This is a genomic window from Lawsonella clevelandensis (assembly GCF_001293125.1).
GTDB classification, from domain to species: Bacteria; Actinomycetota; Actinomycetes; order Mycobacteriales; family Mycobacteriaceae; genus Lawsonella; species Lawsonella clevelandensis.
Genome location: NZ_CP009312.1, coordinates 739,833 through 760,642 on the forward strand (window position 1 = coordinate 739,833; position 20,810 = coordinate 760,642).

The window sequence follows — 20,810 nt, forward strand, 5'->3', positions numbered from 1 at the left end:
GGCTGCACCAGATGTATCAGCTGCACCGGCTGTGCCAGCTGTACAAGCTGTGTCAGATGAATCGCTTGAGGAGGTTGTTCACCGATGCGCCTCACTCCGCGTCAACGCCTCCTCCCCGAACGGCCCCTCACGGAACTACGTAACGCCGTCCAAAACCGCGCCATCGACAAAGCTCTCAACGCCAGCTTCGACTACGACGAAACCTCCGACAACCCTGTCAACAATCACGAGTTCAGTGTGCGGGAGCGACTCTCCTTCCTCCGCGGCTTCCTCTCCACCACCCCCGGAAAATTCTCCATCGTCACCACCCTGCTGTTGTTGTGCTGCATCATCCTGGGCGGCGCCTCCGCCTCCCTCACCTTCGACCGGCAGCAGCAGCTCGACACCATGCTGCGCGAGTCGGAACCTCTCGCCCACGCCTCCCAACAGCTCTACAGTTCCCTCTCCCTCGCCGACACTGCCGCCACCACACAGTTCATGACCACTGAGGAGAACGACCAGGTAACGCGTCAATACGAACGCGCCATCATTAACGCTTCCACCAACGCAATCGGTTCCCGCTCCGGTGCCTCCACCTACGACAAAGCCGACCGAACGTTGCTCGTGCAGATTAACGCCAACATTCCTGTCTACACGGCCCGTATTGGCCAGGCTGTCGCCGAGCAGAGTATGAACAACCCGCTCACCATCATGCACCAGGCCGATGCCCGCTCCATCATGGAAGAGCAGCTGCTCCCTGACGCCGAACAGCTCTACAAAAACCGCTACGCCTCCATCAACGTGGCGCAGAAAGCCTGGGCGCGCCCCCTCTACGCCGCCGGTTTCTGCCTGATCCTGCTTATTGGCGCGCTGGTAGCCGCACAACTGTGGCTCACTCACGTCACCCGCCGCCGTTTTAACCTGGGGCTCCTGGCCGCCACCGTGCTGGCAATCGTCTCCCTCTTGTGGGTGTTGGTCTCCTCCGGTATCTCCTTCGCCACCGCCGACAGCAGCGTCCCCGACAACCACTCCATTTCCGAGATCCTCACCGACGCCCGCATTACCGCCCAGCAGATGCGCTCCCACGAGATGGTGGAACTCTCCCAGGCCAACGCCGGGTCGACCATCGACTCTGCACCGTTCCTCAAGAACATGGATAAGGTGACGGAGGCTGTCGACACTTTCGCAGAACGCACCAACTCAGCAGAAACAGTAAAGCTCTCCGAGCAGACCACTACTGCTCTCCACGCGTGGCGGGATACCCACCAGGAGATGGTGGACCAGCTGGCTGACGGAAACCGCAGGGAAGCTACTGCCATCGCCACCAGCATGGCCCGCAGTGCCGGCGGCGGACAGTTCAACGAGGTCGATGCACTTCTACAACGCTGTATCAGCGCCGCCCGTGGTCAAGTTCGCGATAGTGCCAACCTCGCCCACAGCACGATCTTTGCCACCGGCGTGGGACTCGTCATCCTGCTGGTGCTGGAGTCCGTCTGTGTAGTTGCCGGGTTCCTCCCCCGCTACCGGGAGTACGAGTAATGAGCGAAGACACCACCGAACCGACCACCGAACCGACCGGGCCGACCCGCGCAACGGGGCCGACTGGGCCAACCGGGCCGACTGGGCCAACCGGGCCCGTCAGCGAACCCGCAACTGCCATGACCGCCATGACCGCCATGACCGCCGCTGTCCCCTTCAACCTGGACGACGACGATGACGAGGACGAGTATTCGCTCTCTGAACTCCTCGCCCTGGGCGAACCCACCCTGCCCGACGCTGCGTCTACCTCCGCCTCCCCTCCGCACGGTGCCCCCAACGGCGCCCCCAACGGCGCCCCCAACGGCGCCCCCAACGGCAACCCCAACGGCAACCCCAGCGACACACCCACCGCTGCCATCAACACCCCCGACACTGACGACGTCAGTACCGTCGGCGTCGTCAAAGTCCCCGTCGTGCACGGCCCCAACGGCGGCGAACAATTCCACCGCACCGACACCGCTGACCGCCTCACCACCGAATTCGAAGTTCAACAGCGGCCCGGTCGCCGCGTCGCCGATGGACTCGTCACCATCCCGTTCATCACCCCCTATGATCCCCGCGACGCTCTGTTGAGCCGCGAAAAAGTCGCTAAAGTCGCCAAACAAAAAGGCGTCCCCCTCCCCCGCTTAAAACCTGGCGCCTGGGTAGGCGACCAATACGAAATCCAAGGCGTCATCGCTTACGGCGGTATGGGATGGATCTACATCGGCCGCGACCACAACGTCTCGGAACGCTGGGTCGTCTTTAAGGGCCTCCTCGACACCAACCGGGAAGAATCCCTCGAAGTCGCCCGCGCCGAAAAAGAATTCCTTGCACAGGTCACCCACCCCGGTATCGTCAACATCTACAACTTCGTCATCGACCACAACCCTGCCCACCACAGCAGAACCCAACCCGACGATGCCAACTACATCGTCATGGAATACGTGGGCGGCCCCTCCCTGCGCACCGTCCGCAACTCCAACCCCGGGCACGTTCTTGACGTCACCCTCGCCATCGGCTACATCCTGGAAATCCTCCCTGCCCTCTACCACCTCCACTCCCTCGGACTCACCTACAACGACCTCAAACCCGAAAACATCATGCTCACCGAGGACCAGGTGAAGCTCATCGACATGGGAGCCGTCACCCCCATCGGCAAATTCGGCTACATCTACGGCACTCCCGGTTTCCAAGCTCCCGAAATTGCCACCAGTGGCCCCTCCGTCGCCTCCGATATCTACACCGTCGGCCGCACCCTGGCCGCCCTCATCATGCGGCTTCCTCACAAAGACGGCGTCTACAAGCCCGGCATCCCGTCCCCCAGCGACGAACCACTCATGTACAAACATGACAACCTCTACCGGCTCCTCCGCCGCGCCACCGACCCCAACCCAAAGCGGCGCTTCGTTTCCGCCGACGACATGTCCGTACAGCTCATGGGCGTACTGCGGGAGATTCTCTCCGAACGGGAAGGCCGCGAATACCCCTTCCTCTCCACCCAGTTCTCGCCCCAGCGCAACACCTTCGGCATCACCAAAGAGGTAGCCCGCACCGACTTCCTCCGCGATGGCCAGATGCACGACTTCCTCCTCAACCCGGAGTCACTCGCAGAGGCGCTCCCCCTCCCACTCTCCGGCCCGGACGATCCCGGCGTCCAACTCGTCAACGCCACCAGCTACTCCACCCCGCAGGAACGTATCGACCAACTGATGGCCGCCCTGCAAAACCCCGACTCCCCCGCCCGTCACTCCACCGAAGTGCCCCTCGCCATCGTGCGCTCCTACATTGACCTGGGCGACCCCCGGATGGCCAAAGACATCCTCACGCAGATGCACCCCCACATCCTGGACTGGCGCTACGAGTGGTTCCAGGGCATCACTAGCCTACTCAAGCACCACTACCGCTCCGCCTACCAGCACTTCGATAGAGTTCTCGACAGCCTTCCCGGCGAAACCGGCCCCAAACTAGCCCTCGCCTCCACCTCTGAACTCATCGTGCAAGACGAACTCGATATGTCCCTGGCCGAGAAGGAGGAGTGGCAGGCCATAGCCCGCAGCTACTACCGCACCTGCTGGCGCTGCGACCACACCACCGTGTCGGCCGGCTTCGGCCTTGCCCGCCAGCTCAACCAGCTTGGAGAAGTCGACCGGGCCGTAAACACACTCTCCGAACTACTGTCCAACAACCGCCACTACCCGACGGCTGTGCTGACGGCTGTGCTGATGATGGTACGTCGCCCACCCGCCGAGCTGACGGAGGATGCACTAGTGAAGGCAGCGGACATGCTAATGACGTTGCCGGAGACTGAACCCCGTATTCGGCAGATACGGATCGTTGTGTTGGAAGCAGCCCTGCGGTGGCTGCGCTACAACAAGCTGCGCTATGCCGAAAACCACAAGACCATTTTCCACCTGCATTTTTCGCGCAATGGTGTCCGTGGCGGGCTGGAGCGGAGTCTACGCATTATGGCCCGCAACGCCCCCACCCGGGTGCACCGCTACCGTCTGGTGGATATGGCAAATACACTGCGGCCGGTCACCCTGTTCTAGTTTTTCGTAACTATCGAGGGGACCGGCACGCGCGGTGTTGTAGAGGTGTGTAGGCTACTCTGCGAACTGGATGGCCTGGCGGGAGATTGCCAACTCCTCGTTAGTGGGCACCACCATCACCGTCACCTTTGACTCCGGCGTAGAGATGATGCTTGGCTTACGGAAGTGATGGTTGTTGCTGTCCTTATCGATCTCAATGCCCAGTTCCTCCAGGCCGGCCAGACAGTCTTCGCGGATCTCGGGGGAATTCTCGCCAATGCCGGCGGTAAAGACGATGACGTCCACGCCGCCTAGCTCCACCATGTAGGCACCAATGTAGCGCTTCAGACGGTTGATGTAGACATTCCAGCACCGCTGTCCGACGGCATCGTGCGCAGCCATCAAATCATCCAGGTCGCGCATATCGGAGGAGCCGATCATGGCTTTCACCCCAGACTGGCGGTTGAACATGGTGTCCATTTCGTCCACCGTGTAGCCACCCTGCCGCATGAGGTGGAAGACAACGGAGGCGTCAATGTCACCGCAGCGGGTGCCCATGACGAGGCCTTCCAGCGGGGTGAGCCCCATGGAGGTGTCGATGGGCTTGCCGCCCTTCACAGCGGAAGCGGAGGCACCATTGCCCAGGTGGAGGATGATCTGACGCAGCGTGGCAGGGTCACGGTCGAGCAGCTCCGGCACCTGCTGGGAGACGTATTGGTGGCTGGTGCCGTGGGCGCCGTAACGACGCACAGAGTACTTTTCCGCCACATTTTGGGGGATAGGGTAGATGCGGGAGGCATCCGGCAAGTCGGAGAAGAACGCGGTGTCGAAGACGGCCACGTGGGGGACGCTGGGGAGGAGTTTACGGGCCACCTTCATGCCGAGCACGTGTGCGGGGTTATGGAGGGGCGCCAGCGGGGAGAGACTTTCGATCTGTTCCACAACGGTGTCGTCGATCTTGACGGGTTCGTGGAAGATGTTGCCCCCTTGCACGACGCGGTGGCCGACTGCCACGACATCTTGTGTGTCAAGGTCGAGCCCTACTTCGCTAAAGAGGTCAATGACGAGTTGCATACCAACAGAGTGGTCGGGGATCGCCGCAATGTGCTCGATCTTTTCCCCATCATGCTTAATGGAGTACTTGCCTTGCGGGAGACCGATTTGGTCCACCATGCCGGAGGCGACGACAGCATCTGTACCCTCCAGAGCAGGGTTGATGAGCTGGTACTTGATGGAGGACGAACCAGAATTAATAACGAATACAGTGCTCAAGTGTGGCTCCTAGATGCTCTGAGCTTGGGTAGCGGTGACCGCGACAGTGTTAACAATGTCCTCTACGAGGGCGCCGCGGGAAAGGTCGTTGATGGGTTTCTTGAGACCCTGCAGGATAGGGCCGACGGCGACTGCACCGGCGGTACGCTGCACTGCCTTATAGGTGTTGTTACCAGTGTTGAGGTCGGGGAAGACCAACACGGTGGCACGGCCAGCAACGGGTGAGTCGGGGGCTTTGGAGGCGCCCACGGTGGCGTCCACCGCAGCGTCGAACTGTATGGGGCCGTCCACCGGGTAGGGCATGTCGCTATCGTTAACGATAGCGACAGCTTCGCGCACTTTGTCAACGTCCGCGCCGGAACCGGAGGTGCCGGTGGAGTAGGAGAGAAGGGCTACACGAGGTTCCACTCCGAACTGGCGTGCAGTGTCGGCGGAGGAAACGGCAATGTCGGCCAGTTGGGCAGGGGTGGGGTCGATATTAACGGCGCAATCACCGAAGGCCAGCACGTGGTCGTCCAGGCACATGAGGAAAATGGAGGAAACGGTGGCGACGCCTGGCTTGGTCTTGATGATTTCGAAGCTGGGGCGGATGGTGTGGGCGGTAGTGTGGGCCGCGCCGGAGACCATGCCGTCAGCTTTCCCAAGGTGGACCATCATGGTGGCAAAGTAGCTGATATCCTTCATCTTTTCGCGCGCGTCATCAATACTGATGCCCTTATGTTTGCGCAGTTCGAAGTAGGTTTCGGCAAACTCATCCAGCCCGTCGTAGTGATCAGGGTCGAGGAGGGCGGCAGCGGATATATCCAGGCCAAGCTGCTTCGCGCGGGTGAGGATGGAGTCCGGGTCCCCCAGGATGGTGAGATCGGCAAAGCCTTCATGGAGGATGATGTCGGCGGCTTCGAGGATACGGTCGTCGTCTCCTTCCGGCAGCACGATATGCTTCTTCTCCGCTTTTGCCCGCTGTAACAGTTGGTACTGGAACATTTGGGGGGTAACTGAGGTGGGTGCAGGCGTGGAGAGGAGATCGTCAAGCGGGGTAGCATCGAACCACTCGGCGGCGAATTCTTGCGCTTTTGCCAATTTGTGGGTGGCACTGGTGCGCAGGACACCTCGGGTGTTGTCGATGGTGGTGGCGGTGACGTAAGTACCTAGTGAAGTACTAAGGATGGGTACCTGGACGTTCGTCTTGGCCATCTCGAGCTGTTCAGCGGTGGGTTCTACGTTGGCGGTCCAGATGATGCCGACGATATTAGCGGTTTCTGGGTTATCTTGGTTGGCCAGCAGGGTGGCGAGGGTGTTTTCTCGGTCGGCGGGGACGACGACGATGGAGCTTTCCGAGATGTGGTCGAGAATACGCTGAGAGGTGACGCCGGCGACGGTGACAGCGAGGGCCTCATTGTTGAGCAGCTCAGAGTCGACGTCGTTAATGAGGGTAGCGTGGACGGCACGTTGGAGTTCGGAGACGGTGGGGGCGTGCAGCAGTGGAATTTCGGGGGTGGTGAGGACGGGGAGGTTTAAGGCTTCCCCGAAGGATTCCCGAATTTCGGCAGCGATCTCCTGGTAGTTGTCGTTGTCTGCGGGAATCCGGTTGACGATGAGAGCAGCCGGATTCTGGTGGTTCTTGCGGAGGTGTTGGACGGCGGCGAAACAGATGGAGCGGAAGGTGGTGACGTCGCGGTCGCGGAGGCTTTCGACGAGGAGAAGGCGTGCACCCAGGTTCATGGCAATCTGGCCGTTCAGATCGAACTCGTCGGCCATGCCAGTGGAGTAGTCGCTGCCGAGGACAACGACGATGTCGCACTTGTCTTGGATGGCATCAAAGCGAGAAATGATGGTGGACAGTGCCGTATTGCGGTCTTCGAGTAGGTCGAGGTAATTGACCCCGGTGCAGTCCTCGTAGGCGAGGTCGGCGTTGCTGAGCTCGGTGAGGGCCTGCAGCATGGGGTCCCCTTGCTCGGAGGGGATGACGCTGGCGGGAAGAATGGAGTTCACTGGGCGGAAAATGCCGACAGTGTACCCCGCGTCTTTCAGCCCGTAGATGAGAGCTGCGGTAATGATGGAGGTGCCGGCATTGGCTGCCGATGCCATGACATAGAAGGGGGATTGGTTCCGCTCCATAGAAGTCACCGATTCCTTGCGTTTTATGAGTTGTGCGGAGTTGTCGTGGTAGCGACACTATCGTAGTCGTAAATCAGCGATAGCCCGGGTGTCTTGTGGATCCCGGGTCGTGGCCTTAGCGCTTATTCTACTGAGCAAAATTAGCTCTAGACGAATTCTCTTGGCGCACAATAGTCGCCCGCGGTGGGCCCGGTCGGTGGTCCTGTTTATGCCCCTTGTCGTCGGCTCTACCCTGGTGATCTCTACCAGATGCTAGCTTTTTCGCCACGACCTGGGACAATGGACGTATGACAACCAAATCTAAGACGGCACAAGTGAGTGCACGTTCTGCAGAAAATATGGAGGAGGTCTCCGCAGTGAAGAGGCAGCAGGACGACAAAGAGGAGAAAAAGGACGCACCATCGTCTGTGAAGTGGAACTTTCTGACTGACATGGACGGCGTTCTTGTTAAAGAGGATAAGCCGGTTGATGGCGCTGAAAAGTTCCTTGAAGAGTTGCAGGGCAACGACATCAACTACATGGTGTTGACGAACAACTCGATTTTTACGCCGCGCGATCTGTCTGCCCGGCTCGCCCTCAGCGGCATCGACATCCCCGCGGAACGTATCTGGACCTCCGCGATGGCCACCGCCGCCTTCTTGGATGAGCAAAACCCCAATGGTACAGCATATGTGGTGGGCGAAACTGGCCTGACCACCGCCGTCCACGAGGCAGGCTACATCCTGACGGACACCAACCCCGACTATGTGGTGTTGGGAGAAACCCGTACCTACAGCTTTGAGGCCATCACCAAGGCTATCAACCTCATTTTGAAGGGCGCCAAGTTCATCTGCACCAACCCCGACAACACTGGCCCCGCCCCGGAGGGCGTGCTGCCGGCTACCGGTTCGGTGGCGTCCCTTATTATGGCGTCCACTGGTAAAGAGCCTTACTACATCGGTAAGCCGAATCCGATGATGATGCGCTCCGCGCTCCGGGCGATGGGCGCACACTCCGAAGAGACCATCATGATTGGTGACCGGATGGACACAGATGTGAAGTCTGGTCTGGAAGCTGGCATGCACACTTTCCTAGTACTCTCCGGTATCTCGGGTGTGAAGGAAGCGGACCGCTGGCCTTACCGCCCCAGCCGCATTATTGATTCGGTGGGTGCATTGGTGGGCCACACGGACAATCCGCTGAGTGTAAAGGACTCCGACAAGGTCAAGGACTAGCGGAAGAGGCAGGAGTTATCCCATACGTGGGTGAAGTTCTGCGGGAGCTCATTGATGAGGTCCTCATTGTCGGTGACGACGATGGTGTCCCGCCGTTGTGCCACGTTCTCCAGCACCATTTTCTTCACAAAGGACGCTGAATCGTTTTCTGCGTCGAGGGTGTGGAAGTAGCTTTGCGCGGCGTACGGCAGTGCCCGATCTTCCTGCGCGCCCACAATTTTGCCGCCGAGCACCACAGTGCAGTGTGCGGTCCAATAGAAGCCAGGTTCGTCCACGATATTGGCGTAGCCGTCTTCGTCAATGAAGTCCATGTTGTGGCGGCGGCACCATACCCAGGGGCGGCTCTTCGCGATTTCACCCAACATGCGGTCAGCTTTGCTACGACGACTCTGCCACATGTGGGTGGTGCGACTAGCGTAGACGGACTCACCATCCACAATGAGGTCTGCCTCGATAGTTTGCAGCCCAGTCCAGGCGTGTGCGAAACCTGGGATGAGTTCGAGCTGGGAGATGTCGTCTTCGGATAGCCAGGCGAGTTCTTGGGATTCTTCGTCCGCTTCGTACGCTACAGGGGCGTTGAGGTCAGCAACGACGGTGGTGTAGGTCCACAGGCCGCGCTCTCCGTTGACTCTCTCGAAGTAGCGTTCACCATTGCGAGCAACACGGTCCCCGAAGGGGTTGAAGTCACGGGTGAGCCGCTTGCTGTAGTACATGCCAGCGGTGGGGCCGTACCAGCGGGCACGGGCCGGGTCAACGGTGATGTGGGTTTCTTCGTAGACTTCGCGGAGAGCACCGGATACTGGGCTTTCGTGGGAGTCTATGGCGCCACCGGGGAGGCCCCAGGTGCCGCCAGCATTCGTCCATTCGGCGCGGTGCTGCATGAGGATGAGGGGGGTGCCGTCTTCAGCGGGGGCACGGAGTAGAAGCCCGGCCGCACCGAAAATGCCCCAGCGGTGTTCGTTTTGGGAGCCAATGCACATTCCATCGCCATCATGATCCACGGTGCCTACTTTACTGCTGAGAAAGGTGGAAGCGGACTTTTCGTGGGTTCCGTTCGCTGCTAGCGGTAATTTTACCCCGAAAATGAGGGGTAAATTACCAGCGACCCCCACCGGAGCGCGTGTGTGGGGGTCGCTGATATCTTGTGACGAACGAGGAGGAGTATCTGCCCTTACTCCATCTCGCAGTACTTATATTAGGGTAGGCTAACCTACGAGCGCAAGTCCTCTGCCAAACTTTTTTAAAAATAGTTTTCTTGCCCTCTTCTGTAGAATAGAAACCACAACTGACCTCGAATGTAGAAGAAGTGATTATGACCCGACCTATTCGCGTCGCCATCATTGGTTCTGGCCCTGCCGGCATCTACGCTTCGGACTGCCTCATGAAATCCGCCGCCGCCCAGGATCCCGGCGTGAGTATTGACATCCTCGAACGTATGCCCGCCCCCTTCGGCCTCATCCGCTACGGTGTAGCCCCCGACCACCCGCGCATTAAGGGCATCGTCACCTCCCTGCACCAGGTTCTCAACAAACCGCAGGTGCGCTTCTTCGGCAACGTGGAGTTCGGCACTGACGCCACCCTGGACGACCTTTTCCAGTACTATGACGGCGTCATCTTCGCAACCGGCGCCAAAGCAGACCGCGCCCTCGACATCCCCGGCATTGACCTGGACGGATCCTTCGGCGCAGCCGAATTTGTCGCCTGGTACGACGGCCAGCCGGAATTCCCCCGCGAGTGGCCCCTCAACGCTGAAAAGGTCGCCGTAGTGGGCGTCGGCAACGTCTCCCTTGACGTCTCCCGCATCCTTGGCAAAACCGCCGACGAACTCCTCGTCACCGAGATCCCCGACAACGTCTACGCCGGTCTCAAAGAATCCAAGGTGAAGGAAGTTCACGTCTTCGGCCGCCGCGGCCCTGCCCAGGCCAAGTACACCCCAGTCGAACTGCGCGAACTCGATCACTCCCCGAATGTTCAGGTACTCGTCGACCCCGAGGACATCGACTACGACGAAGCCTCCGAGGAAGCCCGCCGTACCACCAAGGCAACCGACATGGTGTGCACCACCCTGGAAAACTATGCCATGCGTGACGAGGACCCCAACCCGGACATCCGTAAGATCTACATTCACCTCTTCGAATCGCCCGTCGAGATTCTCGGTGAAGATGGCAAGGTGGTTGGCATCCGCACCGAACGTATGGAGCTCAACGGACAGGGCGGCGTTACCGGCACCGGCAAGATGACGGACTGGAAGGTCGGCCAGGTTTACCGCGCTGTCGGCTACCTGTCCTCCGCCCTCCCCGGCATCCCGTTCAACCACACCTTGGGCACCATCGACAATGTGGCGGGCCGCGTCATCGACCAGACCGGCGAACACATTGCCCCGCTGTACACCACTGGCTGGGTGAAGCGTGGTCCGGTGGGCCTCATCGGCAACACCAAGTCCGACGCTAACGAGACGGTGCAGAATCTGCTAGACGACTGGGCCAACGGCAAGCTGAACGAGCCGGCCCATCCGACTCCGGAAGAGGCCGCAGCCTGGCTGGATAGCCTGCCGAAGAAGGTGACCGACTGGTCCGGCTGGTACCGCCTGGATGCCCACGAGAAAAAGCGTGGTGCGGAAGAAGGCCGCGAGCGGAAGAAGATCGTGGAGTGGGAGGACATGGTTGAAGCCGCTCACGACATGAATATTGAGGACGAAGCCCAGGCCATCCGCAACGGCAGGGGCACACGCTAACAGCATTTCCACCAGACATCTCTCATCAGTGAAGGAGCGAGATATGACTACTGCTGTTGTTGTTCTTATTGATGGTTTCGAGGAGATTGAAGCTCTGGCCACCGTGGATATTCTGCGGCGCGGCGGGGTGGACGTCACCACCGCTTCCCTCACCGATTCGCAGGTGGTGACGGGTGGCCACAACATTCCAGTGCAGGCGGACGCAATGTTCGCCGACGTGGATGTACAGGGCGCGGACGTGCTCATCATCCCTGGAGGCACCACCGCATTTGACGAGCACGACGGCCTGAAGAAGGAAGTTGTGGCCCGTGCGGATGCCGACAAGTATGTGGCCGCGATCTGCGCTGCCCCCATGGTGTTGGGCGGATTGGGCCTGCTGAAGGGCAAGAACGCTACCTGCTACCCAGGTTTCGAGAAGTACTGCGAGGGCGCAGTCATTCTGGATGCTCCCGCGGTGGTGGATGGCAAGGTTATCACCGGCCATGGCCCCGGCTGGGCACTGGAGTTCGCGCTGTCTATTCTGGCTGAGGTTGTCTCGGTGGAGAAGGCGGCCGAGGTTCGCAGTGGCCTGTTGCTGGATGGCCCCAACATCCCCTAGCCCCTCCTCTAGCGGACATCCCGTTCTGCGGCTACCCGTCCTTATAGCTTCATAACACAACGACCCTGGTGGCGCATGCTGCCAGGGTCGTTTGTCGTGAAGTGCGGAGGGCCCAGCTGCAGAAGACCCAGCTGTGGAGGGCCCAGCTGTGGAGACGGTTCCGGCCTGCAACCGGATTAATATAGCCTCGCGGTGGCACGGTGAGCGTGCTGCTCGGCCGGTTAGAGGATGCTGCGGCGGCCTTGGAGGGCGCGGCCGAGGGTGAGTTCGTCGGCGAACTCGATGTCCCCACCCATGGACAGACCGGTGGCCAGGCGGGTGATGGTGAGGTTAGGGAAGTCTTTGAGAATGCGGGCCACATAGCTGGCGGTGGCTTCGCCGACGGTATTGGGGTTGGTGGCCAGGATGACTTCGCTGATGTGGATGCTGGTGAGGTCCCCGTTGTGGTCTTCGACAGGCTGTCCGATGCGGGTGAGGAGGTTGCGGATGTTGAGTTGATCGGGGCCGATGCCTTTGAGGGGGTCGAGTGCGCCGCCGAGGACGTGGTAACGGCCGTGGAATTCGCGGGTGCGTTCGATGGCTTGCACGTCTTTGGATTCTTCGACAACACAGATGACGTCGAGGTCTCGTTTGGGGTCGGCGCAGATGCTGCAGGTGTCGGTTTCGGAGACGTTGCCGCAGATGTGGCAGTAGGTGACGCCGTCGCGGAGGGCGGCGACGGCGTTAGCGAGGCGGTCGATGGTGTCGGGCTCTTGGTTGAGGAGGTGGAAGGCGATGCGTTGGGCTCCTTTGGGCCCGACTCCGGGGAGACGTCCGAGCTCGTCGATGAGGTTTTGGACGGGTCCTTCGTACACTATTTTTCCTCCAAGAGCGTGGCGCCCAGAGTTTCTTGCAGGCGTTCGATGGCAATATCGGTGGCGCTGCGGTGGTCGAGATTCTGTTGGGTGGGGTCGGCGGCGTCGGCCAGCATTTCGGCCAGGACGTCCTCGTCGCTGGGGGCATCTCCCAGCGGCCCGGTCGGTGACGGCCCGCTGGGGGACGGATCGTTAGGTCGCAGGTCGCGGGGGGCGGGGCTGCTCGGAGCTGGCTTTGTGGGAGATGTCCGGTGCGGGGACGAGATACCGGCTGCTGGGGTATCGGCGGCGGGGGCAGCCTTGTCGGGGCGCCGAGGGATCTTCGGCACGGTGAACTTACGGGCTTTTCCCGCTGTCCCGCCCCCCTCCTGGGGTGTGGAGGAATTGGCAGCTCCGCGGGCGGCATCTTGGCCGGTGAGGCAACGAACGTGCACCTGCACACCCATTGTTTGGACAATGGCCTCGGTGAGGATAGCGAGGTGGCGGGGTTCGTTGATGCGGCTGACCAGTGGTCCAGAGGTGTGGCTGATGGACAGTTGGGCACTATCGGGCTGGTAGTCGATGACACGGGCAGTGGCCAGCATGACGTCGAGGGTGCGGGAGGCGGGCCGGACAGCGTTGCGAATGGCGACCCACTGGGAGGAGAAGTCTTCTGCAGTGACATCGGCGGTGGCAGCGGCAACCGGGGCCGCTTGTTCTTCCGGTGTACTGGGCGCGGGAGCTGGTACTGCAGCCGCAGGAGCCGGCGAGGCAGCCACGGGTGCCGGTGTGTCAGCCTCGGGTATGTCTTCTATGGGTTCGTCAGCTGATTCGGGGGTGACGGGTGCCTGCTGCGGGGCAGCAGCTTTGCTCTCCTGTTGGAAGGCAGCCTTCTTCTTAGCTTGGCGCTTCGCCATCAGGGCACGGGCACGGGCGGCACCTTCGGCGGCACTATGGGCGGCCTCGGCGCGGGACACCCGGGGTGCGGGCGGCTCCTCCTCCGCGGCGGCGAAGCCCACTGGTTCGGCTCCTCCGTCACCTGGCATATCGCCGGGATCTCCTGTTGCCATCGCGGCGGCAGTGCCGTCACTCTGCCGAGAAGCACCAGCAGCAGAATGCGGTGCCGCAGAGTTGAGGGAAATCCGGGATCCCACACCACGTTCCAGCTGTTCCACCCGCTGCAGTAGCGCCTCATAGGAGTCGTCGACGGCAGGCAGCAGCATCCGGGCAGCCATAATCTCCAGCAGCAGCCGCGGGGAGGTAGCGCCGCGCATGTCATTGAGACCAGTGCTCAACACATCGGCGAAGCGGGTGGCGGTGGCGGGGCCGAGGTCCTTCGCCTGGGCGAGCATTCGCTCCATCTGGTCGGCGGGGGCATCAACCAACCCGGAATCGGCCGCATCCTGCACGGATTGCAGCATGATGAGGTCACGGAAGCGGTCCAGCAGATCGCTGGTGAAACGGCGAGGGTCATGGCCGGCGGAAATAACACGCTCGATGGTGCTAAACATGCCCGGCCGGTCCGCCGCCGCCAAAGCCTCCACTGCATCATCTATAAGGGCAATGTCGGTGGCTCCCAGGAGTGCCAGCGCATTGTGGTAGGTAATGCCCTCGGATCCAGACCCGGCTAACAGTTGGTCCAGCACCGACAGTGCGTCACGTGGGGAGCCACCGCCGGCACGAATGACTAGCGGGTAAACCGCCGGATCCACCTTCACCTCTTCCTGCTCACAGATACGCTCCAACAGTCCACGCATGGCGTTGGGGGCGAGCAAGCGGAATGGATAGTGGTGGGTACGGGACTTAATGGTGGGGAGGACCTTCTCCGGCTCCGTGGTGGCGAAGATAAAGATGAGATGCTCCGGCGGCTCCTCCACAATCTTCAGCAGGGCGTTGAAGCCAGCGGAGGTGACCATGTGTGCCTCGTCAATGATGAAGACGCGGTAGCGGGACTCGGCGGGGGCATAGAAGGCACGGTCGCGCAGGTCGCGAGCATCATCCACGCCACCGTGAGACGCAGCATCCAGTTCCGTAACGTCCAGATTGCCGGGGCCGCCCGGCGCCAACGCCAGGCAGGAGGGGCACGTCCCGCAGGGGGTACTGGTGGGACCTTCAGCGCAGTTGAGGGAGCGGGCGAGGATGCGGGCAGAGGAGGTTTTACCGGTACCACGGGGGCCGGAGAACAAGTAGGCATGGTTAATGTGGCCACTGTCCAGGGCCTGCATCAGCGGTTCGGTTACATGCTCTTGTCCGACGACTTCCGCGAAGGTCGCGGGACGGTACTTATGGTAAAGCGCCACGCTTAAGAGCCTACCCGGCCGGTGCGACAAACGCGGATTATTAGGGTTGCCGACCTCGCCACCTGGGCTTTAGTGGCCACCGTCACCCGCCAAAAATTTTTTTTAAAGTTTTTTCGAAGACCTTTGAAAGCACTGTTTCCACAGGTGGAATAGGGTTTTTAGGAGGTGACAGGTCCTTGTGAGGAAAAGTGGCTCCCCCATGCGCCACACAGATCCCTCATACTGTGCGCGCCTCTAGAACAACCTCTACAACCACCTCTAGACCAACAACAACGCATGGAGCTCTGTGACATGCGGCAGCCGACAGCACAACAGAGTGGCTACCCCCAATGTGGAGTAGCGGACGACCACCACAGTGGCCCACCACCCAGGAGTAAAAGCATGGTTTATTCAGGATTCGGTGGCGAGCAACAGAATGCCCAGCCCATACCACCCAGCGGCGAGACCTCTCCCCTCTCCGCCTACCCGTCTGCCCCCGACAGCTCCCCCGCAGCTCCCTCAGTTAATCCTGAACCCGCCGAACGTCCCTTTCTTCTCTCCGATGATGTTGACGTACCGGCCCCTTTCCCCAACTCATTCGAGCACGCCTTCCCTCCCGCCCACAAAAGCACCCCACCCCCGCCCTTCGCCACCCCCTACGCCTCCTACCCGGGTAGCGACAGCTTCCCCGGCGGAGCCGGCGCCCGCGACATAGGAGACTTCTCTGCGGGCAACATGGCCGGCATGGGTGGCATAGCCGGCATGAGCGGCATGGGAGGTTCCACCAGTGCGTTAGGCGGCGGCATGCCCGGCTCCACCCCGCTGGGTGGAATGGATCCACTCTCCCCCACCACCGGGGCGGCTAACGGCACCATCAACAACCTGCAGCTGCTACAGCAGAAGAAAGCCACGCCCCGCTCGGGCTGGCGCAAATTCGTCTACAAGGCCACTGGCGGCGCCATCAACCCCGGCCCCTCCTTGGATGAGAAAGAGCTGGAGACGTTGGAAGAGCGTGTCCGCCAACCCGTCCGCGGCGACTACCGCATTGCTTGCTTGTCCCTAAAAGGCGGCGTCGGCAAAACTACCACCACCATTGGCCTGGGATCCACCTTCGCATCCCTGCGCGGCGACCGCATTATCGCTATCGACGCCAACCCCGACTTGGGCACCCTCGCCCAACGTGTCCCCCAGCAGACCAACTCGACGGTACGAGACCTGTTAGAAGACCCATCCATCCACCGCTACTCGGATGTGCGCGCCCACACCTCGCAGGCTCGTTCCCGCTTGGAAGTGCTGGCGTCAGAATCCGATCCGGCTATTAGTGAAGCATTCTCGGAGCGTGACTACCGCCGCACCATCGACATTCTGCAGTCCTTCTACAACATCATTCTCACCGACTGCGGTACCGGACTGATGCATGACGCTATGCGCGGTGTACTCGACCTGGCGGATTCCCTGGTGCTAGTGTCGTCACCCGCTATTGACGGTGCACGAAGCGCCTGGGCCACCCTGAACTGGTTGGACGCCCACGGCTACCAGCATTTGGTGGAGCGCACTGTCGTGGCGATCTGCTCCAGCCGGGCCGGCTCCGCCAGCGTTGATATGGACCAGCTGCGGGCAACATTTAACCAGCGGTGCGCCGCCGTCCACCTGATTCCCTTCGATGAGCATCTGGCGGAGGGCGCTGAAGTGGATATTGACCAGATGAGTAAGGGCGCCCACCGCGCCTTCATTGAGCTTGCCGCTTCCGTGGCGGACGGATTTTCACAAACTCTCGTCCCGTCCAGTGTGAACCGGCGGGAGAAGCATCACCCGGAGGGACCAGCCACTACCATGCACCCTTAGGTTGGCCCTTGGTGATGTGAGGAAAGCCCCGGTCATATTGGAGAGTACGACCGGGGCTTTCTGCTATTTCTTTATGTATCTGTGGGGGCTGCCATGGGCTGAGTTAGGCAGCGAGAGCCTTCTCGAGGGCGGCCTTCAGCACGCAGGTGGCGACACCATCCATGGCGACGGTGACCTCCTCCAGCGGAGGCAGGGAGGGGGCGAGACGAATGTTGGTCTCGTTCGGGTCCTCACCCTTCGGGTAGGCGGAGCCGGCACCGGTGAGCTTGATGCCAGCTTCTGCGGCGAGGGCAACGACGCGCTTGGCGGTACCGGGCACCACGTCGAGGGAGATGAAATATCCACCCTTCGGCTCAGTCCAGGAGGCCACCTCGTAGCCGCCCAGTCGATCGGCGAGGATCTTCTCCACCGCATCAAACTTGGGGGCGAGGATGTCCTTGTGCTTCAGCATGTGGGCCTTGACGGCGGCAGCGTCACCGAAGAAACAAGCGTGGGCGAGCTGGTTGACCTTGTTCGGTCCGATGGTGGCGATACCCAGGTACTTCTGGTACCAGGCCAGGTTGGCGGGGGAGGTGTTGAGGAAGCTCACACCGGCACCTGCGAAGGTGACCTTGGAGGAGGACGTGAGCTGGAAGACGCGGCCTTCGTTGCCGGCGTCCGCAGCCATCTGCACGATTGGCAGAATCTCCGGGAATTCGTCGGTGAGGGTGTGGATGCAGTATGCGTTGTCCCACATGATGGTGAAGTCGGGGGCGGCGGTCTTCATGGAGACCAGCTTCTGGGCCACCTCGCGGGAGGTGACGGCACCATCCGGGTTGGCGAACACGGGAACAAGCCACATGCCCTTGATGGCGGGGTCGTTGGCAACGAGTTCAGCGATAGCGTCGGCGTCGGGGCCATCTTCGTTCATGGGGACCTGGATCATTTCGAAGCCCAGGGTCTCGGTGATGGCGAAGTGGCGGTCGTAGCCGGGGACGGGGCAGATCCACTTAAGGGTCTCTTCCTTAACCCACGGCTGGGGGCTGGTGGGGAGGCCGTGCAGCATGGCGAAAGACAGCACGTAGTGCATGATCTCCAGGCTGGCATTGTTTTCGGAGATGATCTCCTCGACGGGAACTCCGAGGAGCTCGGCCCAGATGGCACGAATGGACTTCAGACCAGCCAGGTTCCCGTAGTTACGAATGTCGGTACCGTCTTCATCCTTGGTGGAGCCTTCACCGGGCAGCGTGAGGAGACCGTTGGAGAGGTCGAGCTGCTGGACGGAAGGCTTACCGCGCGTGAGATCCAGTGCGAGGTTCTTGCCCTTGAATTCTTCGTAGCGGGCGTTGATCTCTTGGGAAAGAGCTTCCAGCTCTTCGCGGCTCATGGTCGACAGTGACATGAGAGGCCTTTCTGAAAATGGGCACAAAAAAAGCGGGCCCCGCGCACCCGCCAGAGCCCGCTGACCCTTGCTGCCTTCCGGCCCTGGGGGGATTCACAGGATGGACGCCGCGCGGTGCCCACCTATAGTCTAGCGGTTCTTTCCCATTCATGGGAATTTAAAATCTGAGACGGCCCCCGGAGGGTGATCACTCACACCACCAGGGGCCGTTTCTCTGCGTGTGACTACAGTTTACGCTTTTCCTCAAAAAATTACAGTTCTCTCTGCGCACGCGTTGCACCGACAGCCGTCACCCCACCGTCACCCCGCATCATTTCATCGTTGACAACAGCCACTCCCGCACCTCGTCCACACTTTTCCCCCGCGCCATTTCGGTGCGGAGCGTCATGCCACCACCCCCGGCGCGTTTCGCCAACCGCTCCCCGTGGGCATCCTGCATCAGCGGCACATGCCGGTAGATGACGGGTTCCACACCCAATAGGTGTGCCAGATACGCCTGCCGAGGGGCCGAGGACAGCAAGTCCACCCCGCGCACCACCTGGTCCACTCCCTGGGCGGCATCATCCACCACCACCGCCAAGTTGTAGGCCCACACGCCATCGCCCCGGCGCAACACCACATCATCCACCACCCCGGTATAGGGCTGGGGATGGCCGGGTCGGGCACCATCCACCGCACACTCTTCCCACACCGTCCACTCTGGCACCTGCGCCCGCAGCCGTAATGCTGGCTGGCGGAAATTATCGGAGGTCGCCAGCTGAGCACGTTTCGCGGCCCGCTGCCCCTCCGTTAAGTCCCGGCAGGTGCCGGGGTAGGAACCAGGTGGCGAATGGGGTGCCCGGGGGGCCTCCAAGATTTCCCGGCGGGAACAGTAGCACTCGTACACTAGCCCCTGGGCTGCCAGTTGGTCGACGGCGGCCTGGTAGGCGGCGTGGCGCTGCGACTGCCACAGTGTCTCACCCTCCCACTCGATGCCGAGAGCGGCAAGGTCGGCGAGCTGCCGCTCCGCCACCTCAACAGAGCAGCGCTGCTGGTCCAGATCCTCCACACGCATGCGGAAACTGCGCCCTGTACTGCGGGCAGCGTTATAGGCCAGCAGTGCAGTGCGCAGATTTCCTAGGTGAAGGTCCCCCGAAGGTGTGGGGGCGAAACGGCCAGCTCCCATGGAGTTGAGTCTACCGCGGGGCGGGACTGGAGTTAGTTGGTGGTGCCGGCAGAGTCGGTGGTGCCGGTGGCGCTCGCCAGCAGATCGGACACGACGAAGAGAATGAGCGTAACGATAGAGAGCACTACCCCACTGACGAGGTTCGTGGTGTAGGCAGGCTAGAAGGCCCCCAAACGCTCCTTCGCCATACCTTCCACCCCGTAGGCGCTTTCGAAAGACTCCTTCTCCATCCACTTCCACTGCTTAGTGCGATTGTCGTTGATGATGAAGATGGCGACAGCCCCGGCAACCACCACGGCGGCGACGGCAAAGCCCAGCGGACCACGCACGTTGACGGCGAGACCCGGCCAGTCGGAGATGACGATGAGGAGGGCCAGCGCCAGAATGCAGAGCATAGCGCCCACGGCAGCGAGTCGCGCCGAAGCGAACTTGGCAGCGAGGTACCGGCTTGCTTCCTCCATGCTGATCTTGCGGAGAGGGCTGTCCTGGAAGGTACCGGCATCCGCGAGTGTGGGTACGTCGTAGTCGTCGCGAATGAGGTAGTCGGTGGAGACACCGAAGAGTTCGCTGAGGGTAAGGATGCGGTCGAGTTCGGGAGTGCTTTGTGCAGCCTCCCACTTGGAGATGGCTTGGCGGCTGACGCCAACTCTCTCGGCTAGTTCTTCCTGGGACCAGCCGTTCTGTTTGCGGAGCTCGATGATCTTGTCGGCCAGAATCATGGGAGTCAATCTTCCTCAAGTGTGGGAATAGGAGCAGAGCGGTCACGGAATTGTGGAGCTCTTACGACTCAATTCTCCAGGGGAGCTCAGTTGCACTCCACCAAGCACACCTTGAACTTTCGCAACCAGCGGTTGCATTATTCGTTTCCGCTGGTAGCAACGGTGGATTTCGCGGTTGACGAACTACTGTACAGGCGCCGACGAGGACGGTGTAACCACCTCGACGGTGCTAGTGGTAGGCCCCGGAAGAGTGTTCTGATCCTTCCGCCAAGGGATGTAAATAGCCAAGAACAGCACGAAAATGAGCACCAGCGTGGTCATCATTGCCGCGAAAATCTTGTTGATGTTGCGGGCGCGCTGCTTCTCGGCGGCCTCAATCGCTGCGATCTCTTCCGGAGTCTGAGGAGCCTGTTCCATCCCAGTGAGGTCGAGTGTCTCTGCAGCTGACGGTTCAGCAGCCTGCTGGGCGTCGTCATCAACGGGGCGGGGAGTGAGATTGTCGTCAGTCATTGGAGCCTTCCCTGGGCGTGCACCTCGGCAGTGGCAGCCCACTCTATCTCTACGGCTCATGCTACCTGGCGTCCTCACTTGCCCGTTAGAGCGGCTGACGTAACGTGCGCAACG

The 20,810-nt window shown here is 61.1% G+C and carries 15 protein-coding genes and 1 other RNA gene; 6 read left to right on the forward strand and 10 right to left on the reverse strand.

Annotated elements, in window-relative coordinates; genetic code table 11:
• The first annotated feature begins 84 nt into the window (after window positions 1-84).
• Both IY73_RS03360 and IY73_RS03365 read left to right on the forward strand, forming a co-directional pair.
• Window positions 85-1,518: a hypothetical protein gene (locus tag IY73_RS03360; RefSeq protein WP_053961833.1), complete on the forward strand. Its 1,434-nt coding sequence runs from the start codon at window positions 85-87 to the stop codon at window positions 1,516-1,518.
• A complete protein-coding gene (locus IY73_RS03365; RefSeq protein WP_053978828.1) occupies window positions 1,518-4,049 on the forward strand; it encodes a tetratricopeptide repeat protein in 2,532 nt (843 codons plus the stop codon). Before IY73_RS03360 ends, IY73_RS03365 begins: the two co-directional genes overlap by 1 nt.
• A gap of 54 nt (window positions 4,050-4,103) precedes the next feature.
• On the opposite strand, the gene IY73_RS03370 is transcribed toward IY73_RS03365, so the two are convergent.
• Window positions 4,104-5,300, reverse strand: a complete 1,197-nt coding sequence (locus IY73_RS03370; protein WP_053961835.1) for an acetate/propionate family kinase — start codon at window positions 5,298-5,300, stop codon at window positions 4,104-4,106.
• A 9-nt stretch (window positions 5,301-5,309) separates the two neighbouring features.
• On the reverse strand, window positions 5,310-7,418 hold the full coding sequence (gene pta, locus IY73_RS03375; protein ID WP_053961836.1) for a phosphate acetyltransferase: 2,109 nt from the start codon (window positions 7,416-7,418) through the stop codon (window positions 5,310-5,312).
• Window positions 7,419-7,849: 431 nt separating this feature from the next.
• On the opposite strand from pta, the gene IY73_RS03380 reads away from it, so the two are divergent.
• A complete protein-coding gene (locus IY73_RS03380; RefSeq protein WP_237023770.1) occupies window positions 7,850-8,632 on the forward strand; it encodes an HAD-IIA family hydrolase in 783 nt (260 codons plus the stop codon).
• Here the strand turns inward: IY73_RS03380 and IY73_RS03385 are convergent.
• On the reverse strand, window positions 8,629-9,633 hold the full coding sequence (locus IY73_RS03385) for an NUDIX domain-containing protein (RefSeq protein WP_053978829.1): 1,005 nt from the start codon (window positions 9,631-9,633) through the stop codon (window positions 8,629-8,631). The genes IY73_RS03380 and IY73_RS03385 overlap by 4 nt on opposite strands.
• Window positions 9,634-9,944: 311 nt before the next feature.
• Here IY73_RS03385 and IY73_RS03390 point away from each other — a divergent pair, with 311 nt between their 5' ends.
• On the forward strand, window positions 9,945-11,366 hold the full coding sequence (locus tag IY73_RS03390; RefSeq protein WP_053961838.1) for an FAD-dependent oxidoreductase: 1,422 nt from the start codon (window positions 9,945-9,947) through the stop codon (window positions 11,364-11,366).
• A gap of 43 nt (window positions 11,367-11,409) precedes the next feature.
• Window positions 11,410-11,964 (forward strand): DJ-1 family glyoxalase III, encoded by a 555-nt coding sequence (locus tag IY73_RS03395; protein ID WP_053961839.1) that lies wholly within the window; start codon window positions 11,410-11,412, stop codon window positions 11,962-11,964.
• A gap of 221 nt (window positions 11,965-12,185) precedes the next feature.
• On the opposite strand, the gene recR is transcribed toward IY73_RS03395, so the two are convergent.
• Together recR and IY73_RS03405 are read right to left on the reverse strand one after the other, a co-directional pair.
• Window positions 12,186-12,818, reverse strand: a complete 633-nt coding sequence (recR, locus tag IY73_RS03400; RefSeq protein WP_053961840.1) for a recombination mediator RecR — start codon at window positions 12,816-12,818, stop codon at window positions 12,186-12,188.
• The gene (locus IY73_RS03405; protein ID WP_053978830.1) at window positions 12,818-15,097 is read right to left on the reverse strand and encodes a DNA polymerase III subunit gamma and tau; all 2,280 of its coding nucleotides are present in this window, start codon (window positions 15,095-15,097) and stop codon (window positions 12,818-12,820) included. Before IY73_RS03405 ends, recR begins: the two co-directional genes overlap by 1 nt.
• A 381-nt stretch (window positions 15,098-15,478) precedes the next feature.
• On the opposite strand from IY73_RS03405, the gene IY73_RS08850 reads away from it, so the two are divergent.
• Entirely contained in the window at window positions 15,479-16,921 is a 1,443-nt protein-coding gene (locus IY73_RS08850; RefSeq protein ID WP_053978831.1) for a MinD/ParA family ATP-binding protein, read from the forward strand.
• A gap of 103 nt (window positions 16,922-17,024) precedes the next feature.
• Here the strand turns inward: IY73_RS08850 and IY73_RS03415 are convergent, their stop codons facing one another.
• From IY73_RS03415 to IY73_RS03430, 5 genes are all read right to left on the reverse strand, one after another.
• Entirely contained in the window at window positions 17,025-18,302 is a 1,278-nt protein-coding gene (locus tag IY73_RS03415; protein WP_053978832.1) for a PLP-dependent aminotransferase family protein, read from the reverse strand.
• Window positions 18,303-18,329: 27 nt separating this feature from the next.
• Window positions 18,330-18,426: signal recognition particle sRNA small type (gene ffs, locus IY73_RS08070), an RNA gene on the reverse strand.
• A 186-nt stretch (window positions 18,427-18,612) separates the two neighbouring features.
• Window positions 18,613-19,467, reverse strand: a complete 855-nt coding sequence (gene gluQRS / locus IY73_RS03420; RefSeq protein WP_063665747.1) for a tRNA glutamyl-Q(34) synthetase GluQRS — start codon at window positions 19,465-19,467, stop codon at window positions 18,613-18,615.
• Window positions 19,468-19,625: 158 nt separating this feature from the next.
• Complete coding sequence (locus IY73_RS03425; RefSeq protein WP_053961844.1) at window positions 19,626-20,186, reverse strand: helix-turn-helix transcriptional regulator; 561 nt, start codon at window positions 20,184-20,186, stop codon at window positions 19,626-19,628.
• Window positions 20,187-20,369: 183 nt separating this feature from the next.
• Window positions 20,370-20,696, reverse strand: a complete 327-nt coding sequence (locus tag IY73_RS03430) for a hypothetical protein (RefSeq protein ID WP_053978833.1) — start codon at window positions 20,694-20,696, stop codon at window positions 20,370-20,372.
• Window positions 20,697-20,810: the final 114 nt, after the last annotated feature.

Bases quoted from the DNA above. Each gene is read 5' to 3' on its own strand.
- IY73_RS03360 (WP_053961833.1), top strand. From the start codon at position 85: ATGCGCCTCACTCCGCGTCAACGCCTCCTCCCCGAACGGCCCCTCACG.
- IY73_RS03365 (WP_053978828.1), top strand. From the start codon at position 1,518: ATGAGCGAAGACACCACCGAACCGACCACCGAACCGACCGGGCCGACC.
- pta (WP_053961836.1), bottom strand. From the start codon at position 7,418: ATGGAGCGGAACCAATCCCCCTTCTATGTCATGGCATCGGCAGCCAAT.
- IY73_RS03380 (WP_237023770.1), top strand. From the start codon at position 7,850: ATGGACGGCGTTCTTGTTAAAGAGGATAAGCCGGTTGATGGCGCTGAA.
- IY73_RS03390 (WP_053961838.1), top strand. From the start codon at position 9,945: ATGACCCGACCTATTCGCGTCGCCATCATTGGTTCTGGCCCTGCCGGC.
- IY73_RS03395 (WP_053961839.1), top strand. From the start codon at position 11,410: ATGACTACTGCTGTTGTTGTTCTTATTGATGGTTTCGAGGAGATTGAA.
- IY73_RS08850 (WP_053978831.1), top strand. From the start codon at position 15,479: ATGGTTTATTCAGGATTCGGTGGCGAGCAACAGAATGCCCAGCCCATA.
- IY73_RS03415 (WP_053978832.1), bottom strand. From the start codon at position 18,302: ATGTCACTGTCGACCATGAGCCGCGAAGAGCTGGAAGCTCTTTCCCAA.
- gluQRS (WP_063665747.1), bottom strand. From the start codon at position 19,467: ATGGGAGCTGGCCGTTTCGCCCCCACACCTTCGGGGGACCTTCACCTA.
- IY73_RS03425 (WP_053961844.1), bottom strand. From the start codon at position 20,186: ATGATTCTGGCCGACAAGATCATCGAGCTCCGCAAACAGAACGGCTGG.
- IY73_RS03430 (WP_053978833.1), bottom strand. From the start codon at position 20,696: ATGACTGACGACAATCTCACTCCCCGCCCCGTTGATGACGACGCCCAG.